This is a genomic window from Verrucomicrobiota bacterium JB022 (assembly GCA_030673845.1).
GTDB lineage: Bacteria > Verrucomicrobiota > Verrucomicrobiia > Opitutales > Oceanipulchritudinaceae > WOUP01.
In genome coordinates this window covers 304,053-318,638 of sequence record JAUTCQ010000017.1, presented here as the reverse complement: position 1 = coordinate 318,638, position 14,586 = coordinate 304,053, and the positions used below count along the sequence as shown (strand labels likewise).

Annotated in this window: 12 protein-coding genes and 1 tRNA gene; 9 read left to right on the top strand and 4 right to left on the bottom strand. The window is 63.1% G+C overall.

Annotated features, from left to right (window positions below; genetic code table 11):
• The first annotated feature begins 119 nt into the window (after positions 1-119).
• The 3 genes from cysS (at position 120) to Q7P63_14105 (ending at position 2,904) form a co-directional block, all read left to right on the top strand.
• A complete protein-coding gene (gene cysS, locus Q7P63_14115; protein ID MDP0501225.1) occupies positions 120-1,580 on the top strand; it encodes a cysteine--tRNA ligase in 1,461 nt (486 codons plus the stop codon).
• A 304-nt stretch (positions 1,581-1,884) separates the two neighbouring features.
• Positions 1,885-2,385 carry a 5-(carboxyamino)imidazole ribonucleotide mutase gene (purE, locus tag Q7P63_14110; GenBank protein MDP0501224.1) on the top strand — a complete coding sequence of 167 codons (501 nt, stop codon included), beginning with the start codon at positions 1,885-1,887 and terminating at the stop codon, positions 2,383-2,385.
• A gap of 78 nt (positions 2,386-2,463) precedes the next feature.
• Positions 2,464-2,904, top strand: a complete 441-nt coding sequence (locus Q7P63_14105; GenBank protein MDP0501223.1) for a GNAT family N-acetyltransferase — start codon at positions 2,464-2,466, stop codon at positions 2,902-2,904.
• A gap of 146 nt (positions 2,905-3,050) precedes the next feature.
• On the opposite strand, the gene Q7P63_14100 is transcribed toward Q7P63_14105, so the two are convergent.
• Positions 3,051-3,662, bottom strand: coding sequence for a PEP-CTERM sorting domain-containing protein (locus Q7P63_14100; GenBank protein ID MDP0501222.1), 612 nt, complete (start codon positions 3,660-3,662; stop codon positions 3,051-3,053).
• A gap of 110 nt (positions 3,663-3,772) precedes the next feature.
• On the opposite strand from Q7P63_14100, the gene Q7P63_14095 reads away from it, so the two are divergent.
• A complete protein-coding gene (locus tag Q7P63_14095; protein ID MDP0501221.1) occupies positions 3,773-6,487 on the top strand; it encodes an alkaline phosphatase family protein in 2,715 nt (904 codons plus the stop codon).
• A 106-nt stretch (positions 6,488-6,593) separates the two neighbouring features.
• On the opposite strand, the gene Q7P63_14090 is transcribed toward Q7P63_14095, so the two are convergent.
• Positions 6,594-6,679, bottom strand: a tRNA-Leu gene (locus Q7P63_14090).
• 185 nt (positions 6,680-6,864) lie between these two features.
• On the opposite strand from Q7P63_14090, the gene Q7P63_14085 reads away from it, so the two are divergent.
• The 3 genes from Q7P63_14085 to Q7P63_14075 all read left to right on the top strand — a co-directional run bounded on the left by Q7P63_14085 (position 6,865) and on the right by Q7P63_14075 (position 9,493).
• Positions 6,865-7,761 (top strand): alpha/beta hydrolase, encoded by an 897-nt coding sequence (locus tag Q7P63_14085; protein ID MDP0501220.1) that lies wholly within the window; start codon positions 6,865-6,867, stop codon positions 7,759-7,761.
• A gap of 125 nt (positions 7,762-7,886) precedes the next feature.
• Complete coding sequence (locus Q7P63_14080) at positions 7,887-8,888, top strand: MlaD family protein (GenBank protein ID MDP0501219.1); 1,002 nt, start codon at positions 7,887-7,889, stop codon at positions 8,886-8,888.
• Positions 8,889-8,896: 8 nt separating this feature from the next.
• A complete protein-coding gene (locus Q7P63_14075; protein ID MDP0501218.1) occupies positions 8,897-9,493 on the top strand; it encodes a PqiC family protein in 597 nt (198 codons plus the stop codon).
• Positions 9,494-9,502: 9 nt separating this feature from the next.
• Here the strand turns inward: Q7P63_14075 and Q7P63_14070 are convergent, their stop codons facing one another.
• On the bottom strand, positions 9,503-10,675 hold the full coding sequence (locus tag Q7P63_14070; GenBank protein MDP0501217.1) for a 5-(carboxyamino)imidazole ribonucleotide synthase: 1,173 nt from the start codon (positions 10,673-10,675) through the stop codon (positions 9,503-9,505).
• Between the two features lie 78 nt (positions 10,676-10,753).
• A complete protein-coding gene (locus Q7P63_14065) occupies positions 10,754-11,245 on the bottom strand; it encodes a methylated-DNA--[protein]-cysteine S-methyltransferase (GenBank protein MDP0501216.1) in 492 nt (163 codons plus the stop codon).
• A gap of 180 nt (positions 11,246-11,425) precedes the next feature.
• Here Q7P63_14065 and Q7P63_14060 point away from each other — a divergent pair, with 180 nt between their 5' ends.
• Both Q7P63_14060 and Q7P63_14055 read left to right on the top strand, forming a co-directional pair.
• Complete coding sequence (locus Q7P63_14060; protein MDP0501215.1) at positions 11,426-13,063, top strand: glycoside hydrolase family 28 protein; 1,638 nt, start codon at positions 11,426-11,428, stop codon at positions 13,061-13,063.
• 53 nt (positions 13,064-13,116) lie between these two features.
• Positions 13,117-14,538 carry a glycoside hydrolase family 88 protein gene (locus Q7P63_14055; GenBank protein MDP0501214.1) on the top strand — a complete coding sequence of 474 codons (1,422 nt, stop codon included), beginning with the start codon at positions 13,117-13,119 and terminating at the stop codon, positions 14,536-14,538.
• Positions 14,539-14,586 lie beyond the last annotated feature (48 nt).

The following is a 14,586-nucleotide window of genomic DNA, read 5'->3' as shown; positions in this document are numbered from 1 at the left end:
GCAGGCGACTTCCGGTTACCGTCTGCCTAAACCTGCACCCTTCGGGTGCCAGCCTTAGTCCGCCAACTTCGCCCGTTTTGTGTTGAATTCGTCCCGGAGTGGGCCTCTTTGTTTAGGGCATGGTGATCAAGTTGCACGATACCCTGAGTCGGGAAGTCAAGGCGCTCGAAAAGCGGGCGGGTGAACGCTACCAGCTCTACGTGTGTGGACCGACCGTCTACGGCCCGGCGCACATCGGTAACTTCATCACCTTCACGCGCTTCGACGTGCTTTATCGCACACTGCAAGTGGCCGGCTACGAGCCCTACTACGTGCGCAACATCACCGATGTGGATGACAAGACGATCCGCCGCTCGCTCGAAGAAGGCCTGTCGCTGCTTCAGTTTACCCAGCGCTGGACCGACAAATTCCACGAGGACTGCGGCGCGCTCAACCTCTTGACCCCCGATGTCGAGCCGCGCGCGACCGACCACATCAAGGAGCAGATCGAGCTGGTCGAGGAGCTGTTGAAGAAGGGCCACGCCTATGTCGGCGGCGACGGCAGCGTCTACTACCGCGTGACGAGCTTTGCCGACTACGGAAAGCTGGCCCACTTCGACCCGGAGCAACTGCGTTCGCAGGACACCAACAGCGCCGGCACCGCCAACCTGGCCGACGAATACGAGCGCGAAGCCGTGGCCGACTTTGCCCTCTGGAAGGCACACAAGACCGAAGACGGCCCCAACCTCTGGCAAGGCCCCAAGCACCCGGAGACGGGCAAGGAGATCGCGGGCCGCCCGGGCTGGCACCTCGAGTGCAGCGCCATGAGCATGCGCTACCTCGGCCCGTCGTTCGACCTGCACGGCGGCGGCGAAGACCTGTGCTTCCCCCACCACGAAAACGAGATCGCGCAGAGCGAAGCCGCCACCGGCCAGCCGTTTTGCCGCCACTGGATGCACAGCACGCACCTGCTCGTCGAGGGCAAGAAGATGTCCAAGAGCCTCGGCAACTTCTTCACCATCGACGACTTGCTGGAAAAGGGCTACTCACCCGCCGCCATCCGGTTAGCCTTCCTGCAAGGCCATTACCGCCAGCAGTTCAACTTTACCCTCTCCGGCATCGCCGCCGCTCAGAGCGGCCTCGAAAAGCTCGAAAAGGGCCTCCTGCCCCTGCTCGAAAAGTCCGGCATGAGCCGCGAAGAGTTCGGCCAGCTCGTGCCGCCGTTCGCGGGTGACCTGGGCGAATTCGAAAACGCGTGGAAGGCCCTTTGCCACGACTTGAACACGCCGGCGGCGCTCGGCAGCCTCTTCAGCGCCGTCAAGCGTGCCAGCAAGCGCATCGAGTCCGCCGACGAAGCCCGTGCGGCCCTGCAAGGTGCGGCCACCCTGCTCTACGCCCTCGGCATCCCGCTCTTTACGGCGAAGGAAGAGGAGCCCGAAGCGGTCGAAGTCCCCGCCGAGATCGCCGAACTGGCCGAAAAGCGCTGGCAAGCCAAGCAGTCCCGCGACTTCGCCGCCGCCGACGCCCTCCGCGCCGAGCTGACCGCCAAAGGCTGGCAAATCCTGGATCGCAAAGATGGCTACGACGTGGTGAAGGGGTAAGGCAGGGAGATTTGGTCAGGGTCTATTTTAACCACAGAAAGCATAAAAGGCACAGAAGCTCCGCGTAATCGGTTCCTCCTGTATTTAAGGTGAGGAACCAGAATAGTGCGGTGCTCTACTCGCCTTCCTGACCTTCATTTTTGTGACTTCTGTGCCTTTTGTGGTTAATCCCATTTCCTAACCAGAGAACTCAGAAAAATCAGGAAATCCGTCTCCGTTTCTCTGCCTTTTCGGGTAAAACATTCCCTCCCTTACCACGGAAATGTGCTTCACCCGCGCGGCGTGCTTTGCCACAGTGGCGTGCATGACGCATCCTGACGCTTCCGCCCCGCAAGTGGGTATCATCATGGGCAGCATCTCCGATTGGGAGACCATGCGCCACGCCGCCGAGTTGCTGACTCAGTTTGGTGCACGTTACGAGAAGCGCATCGTCAGCGCCCACCGCACGCCCGACCTGTTGGTCGAATACGCCAAGAGCGCCGCCGGGCGCGGCCTGCAGGTCATCATTGCAGGCGCGGGCGGCGCGGCCCACCTGCCCGGCATGGTCGCCGCGATGACGGAGCTGCCGGTGTTGGGCGTGCCGGTGAAAAGCAAGGCGCTCGCCGGGATGGACTCCCTCCTGTCGATCGTGCAGATGCCCGCCGGAGTGCCGGTGCTGACCCTCGCCATCGGTGACGCCGGGGCCAAGAACGCGGCCATTGCCGCCGCCTCCATCCTCGGCCTGCAAGACGAATCCATCCGCGCCAAGCTCCAGCAATTCCGCCAAAAACAGACCGACAAGGTCTTGGCCATGGAGTTGGAGTAAAACGGGGCGCTTACTCTGTGTCTGAGGATCAATGCGTTAAACTCGCCAAGCGCGTGCGGCGTCGCCCACCACTGCCCGATGTCCGAGCCTGACAATCTCGATTCCGAGCGATTCGAGGAAAATGAAGCCCTTAGCGTCCGTCCTCCCTGGCCGGATGAGTTGCCGCGCGTCCGAAAGTTTTTCCCGAAAATCGACCAGAACACCTACCCTCTAGCCCCTCGTCTGCTGTTGGCGGAGGCTCCGGAGCGTATTGTGGGGGTAGGCCTCGTCGAGTTTCGCAGTGAAGTGGAGGCGCACCTGCATTTTCGACTCCGTCCGCGCTATATGGGCAGTTCGGCGGCTCAAATGCTCCTGAGCTCCTTGAAGGCCGAGGCACAAACAAGGGGAGCCAAATCCTTGGATTTGCAACTCCCCCCAGGTGACGCGCGTGCGGAGATGGCTCGCTTAGCCGGCTTCACTCTCCGCCCGGTTGAAGAAGAGGAGCAGATTCAAGTCTGGCATTTCAGCCTGGACGCCTGAACCGGCCTGCATCCTCAAAACCAGAGCATTCCGTATTAGCTGAAACAGTGGACGGGATCTATTTTTGAGCCGCGGCGAAGCGAACGGCCAGAAGAGCCCACTGTGTTTCACGGATTCGGATTAAACGGAACTGCTCTAGCGGTATCCTAAGCTGCAGCCTTATCGCGACGGCGCTTGTAGAGCGCGGCACTGCCAGCAAGCAAAGCAGCGATGGCCGCAGTCGTGGAAGGCTCGGGGACAACTGGGGCAGGAGCCACGCCAGCCGTCAGCTGTTCGCCATTGGTGCTGTAGGCAAAGCGGGTCAGACCCAACGTATTGGCGGCGGGATCGTAGTTCAGCTCCAGCCACGCTTCATTCGAGCCGTCCGTCAGCGCGGCGTAGCCGAGGGTAAGGGAAGTTTCCGTCTCCCAATAGCCCAGATTGTCGTATGAAATCTGAGAGTTGTTATTCGAGGTGGGATTCGCGAAGGTCAGGTCGCTACCCTGCGAGAATTTCAGAACATACGGGAAAGAGCTAGAATCGGCGCTGACCAGCCAGGACTGTTCTGGATTCAAATAGACGTCAAAAGCTGCGATGAAAAGGCGCACATCGAAGCCATCGATCACATCCAAAGATGCGGTCTGCGTATCAAAGTCGATATACATATCCTGCCCCTGGGAGATCACGAGATCAGGCACGACATCGACCAAAACGATTGCCCCAAAGGATGCGCTGGTAACGGCAAGAGAGGCAGCGGAAAGGGAGGTGAGTTTATTCATAATATATACAGGACGGAGACAACTAAGCGTAACACCTTATATATCGTTCCCTAAAGTGGCAAGATAGAAATAGCTCGCCATGCCGAAAGGAGGCAACTTGATTTGGCGGGGTGCACACCCCACGACTGATTATGGTGGGCTGGGACGGCGCTGACTGGCAGATGGCCAAGCCTTTGCTGAGCGCCGGCAAAATGCCCCAACTGGCCGAGCTTTGCTCCGGGGGTGCCCGAGCCGCGATCGAGAGCCTTCCGCCCTATCTCTCGCCCATGCTATGGAATACCATCGCCACCGGCAAGCATCCGGCAGAGCATGGCGTGCTCGGATTTACCGAGATCGATCCTTCCACCGGTGAGCTACGGCCCTGCAGCAGCCACAGCCGCAAGGTGAAGGCGCTTTGGAATATCCTGTCGCAAAAGGGCTTGCGAACGCACGTTTTCGGGTGGTTTGCCAGCCACCCTGCGGAGAGGCTCAACGGCGTCTGCGTGGCGGAAACTTTTGCCAAGTTCAGCCCAGGCACCGCCGCCACCCCGCCGCCCGCAGGCTCCGTCCACCCGCCAGAAATGATGGAGCTACTGGCGGATTTACGCGCGACTCCGGGGAAGCTCGACCCCAATATCCTGCGTTTCTTTCTCCCGCTTCTGGACGAGATCGACCTGAAGAAAGACCCACGCCCCAAGCGCCTGCTGGAGCGGCTGGCCGAGCTCTACACACTCCATAATGCCTCTGTCGCCACTCTTCGCGACGACCCGGCCTTCAACTTCCTGGCAGTCTACTACCACTTTCTCGATTGGATCTGCCACGACTTTATCGAGTTTGCCCCCCCTCGCCGCCCAGAGATCAGCGAAGAGGATTACGCGCGTTACTCAGGCGTGGTCGCACGCGCCTACGAATTGCAAGATTTGCTCCTGCGCGACTTGCTCGCCGCCGCACCTGCGGGTACGGCCTGTATGGTCGTCAGCGATCACGGCTTCCTTTCAGGTGCCGAGCGCCCGGCCTTCACGCCCCAAGTGCCGGCGGGCATTGCCGCCTGGCACCGTCGGCACGGGCTCTTTGCCTTCGCGGGCCCCGGGATTCGGGCCGGCAGCCAAGTGCCTGCGACTAACCTGCTGGACGTTGCGCCGACGGTATTGCGCTACTTCGGGCTTCCCCAAGGCCAAGACATGTCCGGTCGCGCGCTCGACGAGATTTTTGCGGAACACGTCGAGGCCCCGGCCCCCATTGCCAGTTGGGAGCAGGAGGGGCCTCCCTTGAGCAACTTCCAGAGCGAAGCCTTTTCCGATACCGCCGCAGCCGCACTGCTCCGCCAATTCGAAGATCTGGGTTATGTGGACCGGACCGGCGAGGCCTTCGAATCTGCCGAGGTGCTCACCCAGCGCGAAAATGCCTGGAATCTCGGGCAGTCTCTCTTTCATGCTGGGCGGGCAGCAGAAGCCCTGCCCCACCTCGAACGGGCCTACTTCGAGTGCCCGGAAGTGCCGCACTATGCCTTGCCCCTGGCCCAGTGCCAAGCTCGGCTGGGATTGCACCAGGAATCTCAAACCACCGCCCAGACTCTGCTCGACTATGCGGGCGAGCCACGCCTCAACCGTGTTCTGGCCGAGCTGAATCTCCAATGGGGCCGGGCCGCAGAAGCGCTCCTCTGGCTGGAAGCCGACTCTTCGACAGAGCGTGCAGCCGACGAACAGATGCGAGAATTGCGCGCCCGTGTGCTTCTGCGGCTGGAGCGTTGGGAGGAGGCTGAAGCACTCTTGCGCACACTCGACGCGGGCGATAATCGGCAGTTGCTGCTCTGCCGGGCTCGAGCCCTCATGGGCATGCAAGAGCTCAAGACGGCTCATAACCTTCTCCAAGCCCTGGTAGAGCGCTGGCCGAGCGAGGCCATGGGCTGGTTCCTGCTCGGCCAGGTGCGGCACCAACGCACCCAACATGAAGACGCGAAGGCGGCCTTTACCCGGGCCTTGGAGCTAAAGCCCGACTTTACCAATGCTCGGTTGGGCTGGATCCGCCAGTCCCTCAAGACTGGCGCGACACTCAAGCTCGACGACGAGGCATATCACGCGCCCGTAGAAAGTTTGAGCGACCAGATGGACCGTGAGATCGAAGAGCGCTGCGAAAGTCTGCGAACGCAGAGTGCCGCCCGCTTTGAAGGCTGGCGCAAGGCCCGCGAGCAGCAGCGCGATCAGGCAAGCCTCGTCACGATGCTCGAGCCCAGGCGAAGCCAGCAGGAGCGTAGCAACGCCGCCCCCATCGCGGTGGTTTCCGGGCTGCCGCGCTCCGGCACCTCGCTGATGATGCAGATGCTTACCGCAGGCGGTATCCCCGGGCAAGTGGATGCTCAGCGCGAGGCCGATATGCACAACCCGCAGGGCTACTACGAGTGGGAGCCGATCAAAACATTGCAAAAGCAACCCCGAGTGATCGGCGAGGCCTGTGGCAAAGTCGTCAAAGTTGTCTCCCTCCAACTGCCTCACCTCCTGCGCGGGTATCCCTACCGCGTCGTCTGGATGGACCGCCCGGTAAAAGAGATTGCCCACTCTCAATCTCGCATGCTCGCGGCCGAGCGTGAAGGCGCCAAGCCCTCCACAGCCTCCGAAGCCCAGTTGCAGCAACACCGTAACCAGATCCTCGGAAACCTTCGGGCCTGGGCCCAAAGCCGCAACAGCAACCTCCAGCTACTCGAAGTGGCCTATGCGGACTGCATTCAAGACCCCGCTGGTACCGCACAGCGCATCGCCGCATTTCTCCACGAATGGAAAATCGATCCCAAAGCGATGGCGGCTACCGTGAAGCCAGACCTCTATCGAGTCCGGAGCCAAGCCCTCTGACCATACCCGACACATCCTTCATCGTGCTCGGACCGTCTCGAAGGATCTTCCAACGCTTTTACTCCATAAGGAGTTACTAAAGAAAGCTTTGTAACCCGCAGAAACTTGGTACCCGGGGCGGGGCTCGAACCCGCACGCCCTTGCGGGCAGGGGATTTTAAGTCCCCAGTGTCTACCATTCCACCACCCGGGCAAAAGAAAGGGTTTACAGCGTTAAGGTGGAGATGCGTGCGGCCTTGTCCAGTTGATTCGTTGCCTGAATGGATGCACCGCACCTGTATGGCGTCAGCTTTTTAGGCATCGACTTTGCCTGCCGGTCGGCATTTGCTGGGCTTGCCCCGACAAAACCAACCTGTACCCCATAAGCTACCTCCTCCCATGATCTTACGGATGACTTTCCTGGCCCTTACGTCGTTCCTCGTTTACTTGCAGGCTCGCCCCGAGCAGGAAACGACGCTTTGGCCTGCGGGCGAAGTGCCTGGCGCCCAAGGCACCGAAGCGACCGATGTGCCTACGCTGACGCCGTATTGGCCGGCAGAGGAAGTGGCGACCGGAGCGGCTATCATCGTGTGCCCAGGCGGAGGGTATGGGCATCTGGCTACCCACGAGGGGCGTGATTATGCCCTCTGGCTGAATGAACACGGGGTGACGGCATTTGTGCTCAAATATCGCCTGGGGACTAACGGCTATCGGCATCCTTCGATGCTTCACGATGTGCAGCGTGCCGTCCGGATCGTGCGCGCCAATGCCAAGGAGTGGGAGCTGGACCCGGGCCGGGTAGGCGTGATGGGCTCTTCCGCCGGCGGGCACCTCGCCGCCTCGGCGTTGACCCATTTCGATGCCGGCACACCGACCGCCGAAGACCCGATCGACCGCGTCAGCTCGCGGCCCGACCTGGGCATCCTGTGCTATCCGGTAATCACGATGGGAGACTTAGCTCACAAGGGCTCGAAGCGTAACCTGCTGGGCGAGCAGCCGCCGGCGGAGCTGATCGAGCTGATGTCGAACGAAAAGCAGGTGACTGCCGAGACGCCGCCGACCTTCCTTTGGCACACCTATGACGATTCTACCGTGCAGGTGGGTAACTCGATCCTCTTTGCCGAAGCGTTGAGCGAGCATGGAGTGCCGCACGACCTGCATCTCTACCAGACGGGGCGCCATGGGCTCGGGCTCGGCGTGAGGAGCTATACGCCGGGCCAGAGCGACCCGCGCGAGCTGCTGCCGTGGACTTACGACCTCGCGTATTGGCTGAAGCTGCAAGGGTTTGTGGAGTAGGCCTGCCGTTTATCCGGCAAGGTGCCCGCCGTGGAGGGCGCTGCTTCCGGCTGTCCGGCAAATGCGCTTTTTCATTTGGCGTTTAGCCGTTGACGGGTAAGGTTAGCGGCAAAACTTTCTCGTTCATGAGTCGCCGTGCTTCACCTGCCGTCATCGGAGCCTTCGTCATCGGGGCGGCCGTTTTGCTGACCGGCCTCGTCATCTACGTGGGTGCCAAGAATATCTTTTCCAAGGAAGAGACGTTCCTGCTCTACTTCGACGAGACCGTGAATGGCCTTGCCGTGGGCGCTCCGGTCAAGTTCAAAGGCGTGCCCATCGGGCGGGTCAGCGATGTGCGCATCCGCTACAACCAGTCGCCCGAGACGACTGCAATTCCCGTCTTTATCGAGATCGACACCCGTCGGCTGGAAGAAGACCTGGGCGTGCAGGCCGATTTGCGCGACGAGGAGGTGCTCGCGGCCGAAATCCAGGACGGTCTGCGGGGCAAGCTGGTGGTGACGAGCTACATCTCCGGTCAGCTCTACATCGAGCTGGATTACGTCCAGACTCCCGTGCCGCTGGAGTTCCCGCACCAGCAGCGCATCGAATACAAGGAGATCCCCACCGAGCCCTCCGTGCTGGCTCAGGTCGGCTCCTCGGCTTCGGACATCGTGGCCCGTTTCAGCGCGATCGACATGAAGACGATCAACGACGAGACGATTCGCCTGCTGCGTAACTCTAATGCGGTGGTCGAGGCCCTCGATGTCGGCGCGATCAATCAGGAGCTCGTGCGCACCACGCAAAACGTGAACCAGACGCTCGTCGACGCCGACATCCCCGCGCTCGTCGCCCAGTCGCGCGATACGCTGGCACAAGTCCAGGCGCTGGCGACCAAGCTGGAGGGGCATGTGGACCCGGCGATGGCCGATTACCACGCGCTGGCCCAGCGGCTCGATACGACCCTCGGCTCGGTCGAAAATGCGGCCAATGGGCTCTCCAGCACCGTGCAGCCCCAGTCGGCCTTGTATTACGAGCTGAACCAGACGATGCGCGAAGTCCGCGTCGCCGCCCGCGAACTCCGAGAGCTGGCCGACTTCCTCGAACGCAACCCCCGCGCCCTGCTCACCGGGCGCGACAAGCCCGAATGACCCTTTCCATGCGCTCCTTTCCTGCCCTTTTCGGCTGTGCCCTGCTCGGGCTGACGCTCAGCGGTTGCGTGAACCTCGAGCCTTCGGCCGACCCAACGCGATTTTATGTGCTGCACTCCGGCCTTTCCGACGCTCCGGCGACCGACGAGACCAGCCGCGTGCTGACGCTCCAGGAGGTGCGACTACCCTCCTATCTGCAAGGCAGCAAGATCGCGGTTCACGGTCAGGGATTCGGCATCAGCTATAGCGACTGGCACCGCTGGGGCGAGGAGCTGGACGTGGGGCTGACGCGTGTGCTGGCGGAGTATCTGAACGCGTCGCTGCCCAGCTATCAGGTCGATACGGGCCGCCGCCGCTACCTGCCGGCAGGCGCACCGGTGCTGGAGGTCGAGATCGAACGTTTCGAGGGCACGCAATCCGGCGAAGTCTGGGTCGCGGCCCGCTACATCGTGACGGAGGAAGACAGCCAGGGCTTCGTCGCCCAAGGCCATTTCCGCCACCGCGCCGAATGGGATGGCAGTGACTACCAGCAGCTCGTCGCCGCGCTCAGCGACGGCTTGCGCCAGCTCGCCAGCGAGATCGCCTCCAAGCTGGGGACCGAGTAAGCTCCGTCGCTACTTTCGGCGCTCGATCGTATTGAGCAGCTTTTCGGCATCCTTGGCGGCATCGGCCGCCGTGTCGGCCATCACGCAGAAGTGGCCCATCTTGCGGCCCGCCTTGGGCACGGCCTTGCCGTAGAGGTGCAGCTTGGCGCGCGGGTGCTCCAACAGGCCGGGCCAGTCGGGGCCAGCGTCGCCGGCAGCCTTCCAGGAGTCGCCCAGCAGGTTGATCATCGCCACGGGCGAGAGCAGACGCGGGTCGCCCAAGGGGAGGTTGCAGATGGCGCGGATGTGCTGCTCAAACTGGCTGGTGAGACACGCATCAAAGGTATAGTGGCCGCTGTTGTGCGGGCGCGGGGCCAGCTCGTTCACGATCCAGCCGTCTTCGGTCAGGAACAGCTCGACCGCCAGCAAACCCTCCACGTCCAGGGCACGCGCGATGGACATGGCCAGCTCTTCGGCCTCCATCTGGCGTGCGGCATCGACCCCGCGCACGGGCACGAGGGACTGGTGGAGGATGTGGTTGCGGTGCTCGTTGTGGGTCAGCGGGAAGGCCATCTCATCGCCGCGCGCATTGCGGGCACAGATGACGGAATACTCGCCCTTGAAGCGGATCCACTTTTCCAGCACGGCTGCTTCGACGTTCAGCTCGCGCCAGATCTTGGCGACATCGTCGCCGTCCTTCAGCTTGCGCTGGCCCTTGCCGTCGTAGCCAAAGTCGGCGCTCTTCACCACCACATCGCCGCCCAACTGACGCCAGGCGCTCTGCAGCTCGTCCGCATTGTTGACGATGGCAAAGGGGGCGCAGGGGAAGCCGTTGTCCTGCAGGAAAGTCTTTTCGCGGCGGCGGTTCTGGCAGGTGTGCAGGGCCTTGGCGCCCGGGCGCACCGGGGCGTAGCTGGCGATCATCTGCAACGGGCCGCTGGGCACGTTTTCAAACTCGTAGGTCACGACGTCGCACTTCTGGGCGAAGGCACGCAGCGCGTCCATGTCGTCATACGGGGCGTTGATCTCCTCGTCGGCAATCACGCCGGCGGGGGAATTGGGGCCTTGGGGCTCGTAAACGACGAAGCGGTAGCCCAGCTTGCGCCCGGCCAGGATGCTCATGCGGCCGAGCTGGCCCCCACCGAGGATGCCAATCGTGGCCGGCGGCAGGATGACGTCTTTGCGGTTCGATGCGGCACTCATGGAAGGCGCCTAATACACCGCCCCCAGCCCTCGAACGCAAGCGCAAGCACAGGATTGAAGATTTGGGGCCTGTAATTCTCAGAACAACTCCCGCTGCACCGGCAAAATGCGCTCGTGCTCCAATAGCTGGCGCTTGAGCGGGAGGCCGCCGCCGAAGCCCACCAGCTCGCCGCTGGATCCAATCACCCGATGGCAAGGAATGATGAGCGGCAGGGGGTTACGGTTGCAGGCCATGCCGACCGCCCGGATCGCGCCGAGGTTGTCGAGGGCGAGCGCAATGTCTTTGTAGCTGCGCGTTTCGCCCCAGGGGATGGCGCAGAGGGCCTCCCACACCTGCAGCTGGAAGGCGCTGCCGCTGGGCGCAAGCGGGATGGTGAAGCGCTTCAGCTGCCCCGCAAAGTAGGCCTGCAGCTCGTCGACCGTCTGGCGCAGCACGGGCTCGGGCGGGAGGGGCAAGTCTTGGCCCTCGCGCGCCCCCAGGAACCAGACTCGCGAAAGCCTGCCGCCCGTGCAGCCGAGGCCGAGCGCGCCGATGGGCGTCGTGTGGAGGATGTAGTCAAGGCCTTCCATGTGGCGGGCACGAGTAGCTTGGGCGGCGCACGCAGGGGCGTCAATTGCCAGCCGGCGCATCTTTTGAACTGTCCGATTTGCAAGCCATCGACAGAGGCGCCCCACGCGGGCAGGGTAGTCTCGCGGTCCCCCACGCCGCGCGATACCCGATCCCTTCACCCCCTACCCCACGACTTGCCCATGGCCTCCCCTCGTCTTCGTTCCCAAGCGTCCGGCGCCTGGCTCGCGTGCCTGCTCTTCATGACCCAAGGACTTTTTGCTACGGCCTACAATGTGCGCGACTATGGCGCCAAGGGCGACGGCCAGGCGATCGACTCGCCGGCCATCAACGCGGCCATCGAGGCGGCCTCCGACGCGGGCGGCGGCACGGTGGTGCTCCCTGCGGGCACCTATCGCAGCTTCTCCATCCGCCTGCAAAGCCACATCACGCTGGAGCTGCAATCCGGCGCGACCCTGTTGGCGGCCTCACCGGATGACGGCGACGGACGCTACGACGAGCCGGAGCCGAACAAATGGGGCGACGAGCTGCGTTACCAGGACTTTGGGCACAGCCACTGGCGTAACAGCCTGATCTGGGGCGAAAATCTCGAAAATATCGCCATCGTGGGCCACGGCCTGATCGACGGCGAGGGCCTGCAGAGCCACGTGGACTACAGCGACGAAAAGGCCCGCAACGGCCACGCTAACAAGGCCATCGCACTGCGGGAGTGCCGCAACGTGACCCTGCGCGACTTCTCCGTGCTCAAGGGCGGCCACTTCATGCTGCTCGCCACCGGGGTCGATACCATGACGATCGACAACTTGAAGATCGACACCAATCGCGACGCCCTCGACATCGACGCGTGCCGCAATGTGCGCATCTCCAACTGCAGCATCAACTCGCTCAACGACGACGCGATCGTGCTCAAGGCGAGCTACGCGCTGGGTGAGGTGCGCCACTGCGAAGACATCACGATCACCAACTGCCTCGTGAGCGGCTACGACATTGGCTCGATGCTCGACGCCACCTACCGCACCGAGACCAAGAAGGCCGTCGACCAGGACGGGCCGACCGCGCGGATCAAGCTGGGCACGGAATCGAACGGCGACTTCCGCAACATCACGATCAGCAACTGCGTTTTCCGGCGCTCACGCGGGCTGGCCATCGAGTCGGTCGACGGCTCGAACATCGAAAACATCGTGGTGAGCAACCTCGTGATGCACGACGTGTCCAACGCTCCCATTTTCCTCCGCCTTGGCAACCGGGCGCGCGGCCCCGAAGGCACGTCGGTCGGCAGCATCCGGGGCGTGCAGATCAGCGGCATCTCGGTCCACGATGCCGACGGGCGCTTCCCGATCATCCTCGCAGGCCTGCCGGGGCACCCGATCGAAGACGTGCTGCTGCAAGACATCCGCGTGGTCTCGCGCGGCGGGATCACGATGGCCGACGTGGCCGAACAGCCGGAGCACCTCGCCAACCACTTCTTCCTGCGCGGCAAGGAAGAGGGCGTGCGTGGCCCGCGCGAGCCGTTTGCCGTGCCGCTGCGCGAGAAGGCTTATCCGGAGCCGAGCATGTTTGGCCTGCTGCCCGCCTCTGTCCTCTACGCCCGCCATGTCGAGGGCCTGGAGGTGCGCGGCTTGCATTACACGCTGACCGAAGATGACGAGCGTCCGCTGGTGGTGCTGCACGAAGCGACCGATGTGCTTTTCGAGGGCTTTGCGGCCCAGCCGTCGAGCGGCGGCAGCTTCCGCCTGCAGGAGGTGACCGACTTCGAGACCTATCGCTGCAAGTTCGTGCCCGACCAAAAGCTGCGCGAGGCCGAGCTGCAGACGTTCTAAACCGCCCCGGCCTTCCCCAGCCGGTTCGCCTTTCACTCCCCTCCCCTTTCATGATGTTACGCTACTCCCTTCCCCGTCTTGCCTCCCTTGCCCTGCTGCCTGCCACCCTGCTGGCGCAGGCCCCGCAGGAAACCGCTACCCCCAGCGTGGAACAGCTGCGGCTGATCAACCGCGGCGCCTCGCAGCCGGCCTACCCGGTGGTTTATGGGCCCGTGACCACCCAAGAGGTCAAGGAGGTGCTCGACCGCGTGCTGGCCTATATCGACGCCGAAACGCCCAAGAGCCTGGTGGACCGTGAGACGGGTAAGGTGCTGAAGAAGAGCGAGTTTTCGAGCCCCAACGCACGTTTCCCTCAGACGCACTTCGGCATCGTCAGCTACGAGTGGGGCGTCACCTATGCCGGGGCGCTGCACGCAGCAGAGGCGACCGGAGACGCGCGCTATGGCCGTTTTGTCGGCGAGCGAATGCAGTTGATCGCCGACAGTCTGCCCGTCTTTGCCGAACGCCTGAAAAAGGCCGAAGCCGCCGGTGATCCCCGCCCCTGGCGGGTGCCGCTACGCAACCTCAACGCCCCCCACACGCTCGACGACTCGGGCGCGATGGGCGCGGCGATGATCAAGGCCCGGCGCGCCGACGCGGTAGGCGACGAGATTCGCCCCGTGATCGACCGCCTCGTGGGGTGGATCGCCGAAGGCCAGTTCCGCTTTGAAGACGGCACGCTGGCCCGCAACCGCCCGATGCCCAACGCGCTCTGGCTCGACGACCTCTACATGAGCGTGCCCGCGCTGGCGCAGATGGGCGTATTGACCGGAGACGCAGCCTATTTCGATGACGCCGCCAAGCAGCTGATCCAGTTTCACGAGCGCATGTTTGTGCCCGAGAAGGGGCTCTTCATGCACGGCTGGATCCGCGACATGGAGCCCCACCCCGCGTTCCACTGGGGCCGCGCCAACGGGTGGGCGGCCATGGCGGCAGCCGAGCTGCTGAGCGTGCTGCCGGAGAGCCACCCGCAGCGAGAGGCCGTGCTGGCCATTTACCGCGCCCATATGAAGGGGCTGGCGGCCCACCAGGGCGGCGAAGGACTCTGGCACCAGTTGCTCGACCGCTACGACTCGTATCAGGAGACCTCGGCCTCGGCCATGTTCGTCTACGCCATGGCGCGCGGGATCAACCGCGGCTGGCTCGACCCGCTGGCCTACGGCCCGGCGACGCTGCTGGGCTGGAACGCCGTCGCTGCCCAGGTCAACGAACAGGGGCAGGTCGAAAACACCTGTGTAGGCACCGGGATGGGCTTCGATCCGGCCTTCTACTACCACCGCCCGGTCAGCGTCTACGCCGCCCACGGCTACGGTCCGGTGCTGATGGCGGGGGCCGAAATGATCACCCTGCTGCAGGACAAAGGCCGGGACGCCAACGTCAACGACGGCTCTGCCCAGTTTGCCCCGGAGCCCGACTGGCGGAATTTTGGCAGGTAGGTGGACCGCAAAAAATAGCTCCGGACGGTCATCCGGAGCTTTTGAAAA

Coding starts and splice junctions, on each gene's coding strand:
- purE (MDP0501224.1), top strand. CDS start 1,885: ATGACGCATCCTGACGCTTCCGCCCCGCAAGTGGGTATCATCATGGGC.
- Q7P63_14100 (MDP0501222.1), bottom strand. CDS start 3,662: ATGAATAAACTCACCTCCCTTTCCGCTGCCTCTCTTGCCGTTACCAGC.
- Q7P63_14055 (MDP0501214.1), top strand. CDS start 13,117: ATGTTACGCTACTCCCTTCCCCGTCTTGCCTCCCTTGCCCTGCTGCCT.
- Q7P63_14065 (MDP0501216.1), bottom strand. CDS start 11,245: ATGGAAGGCCTTGACTACATCCTCCACACGACGCCCATCGGCGCGCTC.
- Q7P63_14080 (MDP0501219.1), top strand. CDS start 7,887: ATGAGTCGCCGTGCTTCACCTGCCGTCATCGGAGCCTTCGTCATCGGG.
- Q7P63_14105 (MDP0501223.1), top strand. CDS start 2,464: ATGTCCGAGCCTGACAATCTCGATTCCGAGCGATTCGAGGAAAATGAA.
- cysS (MDP0501225.1), top strand. CDS start 120: ATGGTGATCAAGTTGCACGATACCCTGAGTCGGGAAGTCAAGGCGCTC.
- Q7P63_14060 (MDP0501215.1), top strand. CDS start 11,426: ATGGCCTCCCCTCGTCTTCGTTCCCAAGCGTCCGGCGCCTGGCTCGCG.
- Q7P63_14085 (MDP0501220.1), top strand. CDS start 6,865: ATGATCTTACGGATGACTTTCCTGGCCCTTACGTCGTTCCTCGTTTAC.
- Q7P63_14075 (MDP0501218.1), top strand. CDS start 8,897: ATGCGCTCCTTTCCTGCCCTTTTCGGCTGTGCCCTGCTCGGGCTGACG.
- Q7P63_14070 (MDP0501217.1), bottom strand. CDS start 10,675: ATGAGTGCCGCATCGAACCGCAAAGACGTCATCCTGCCGCCGGCCACG.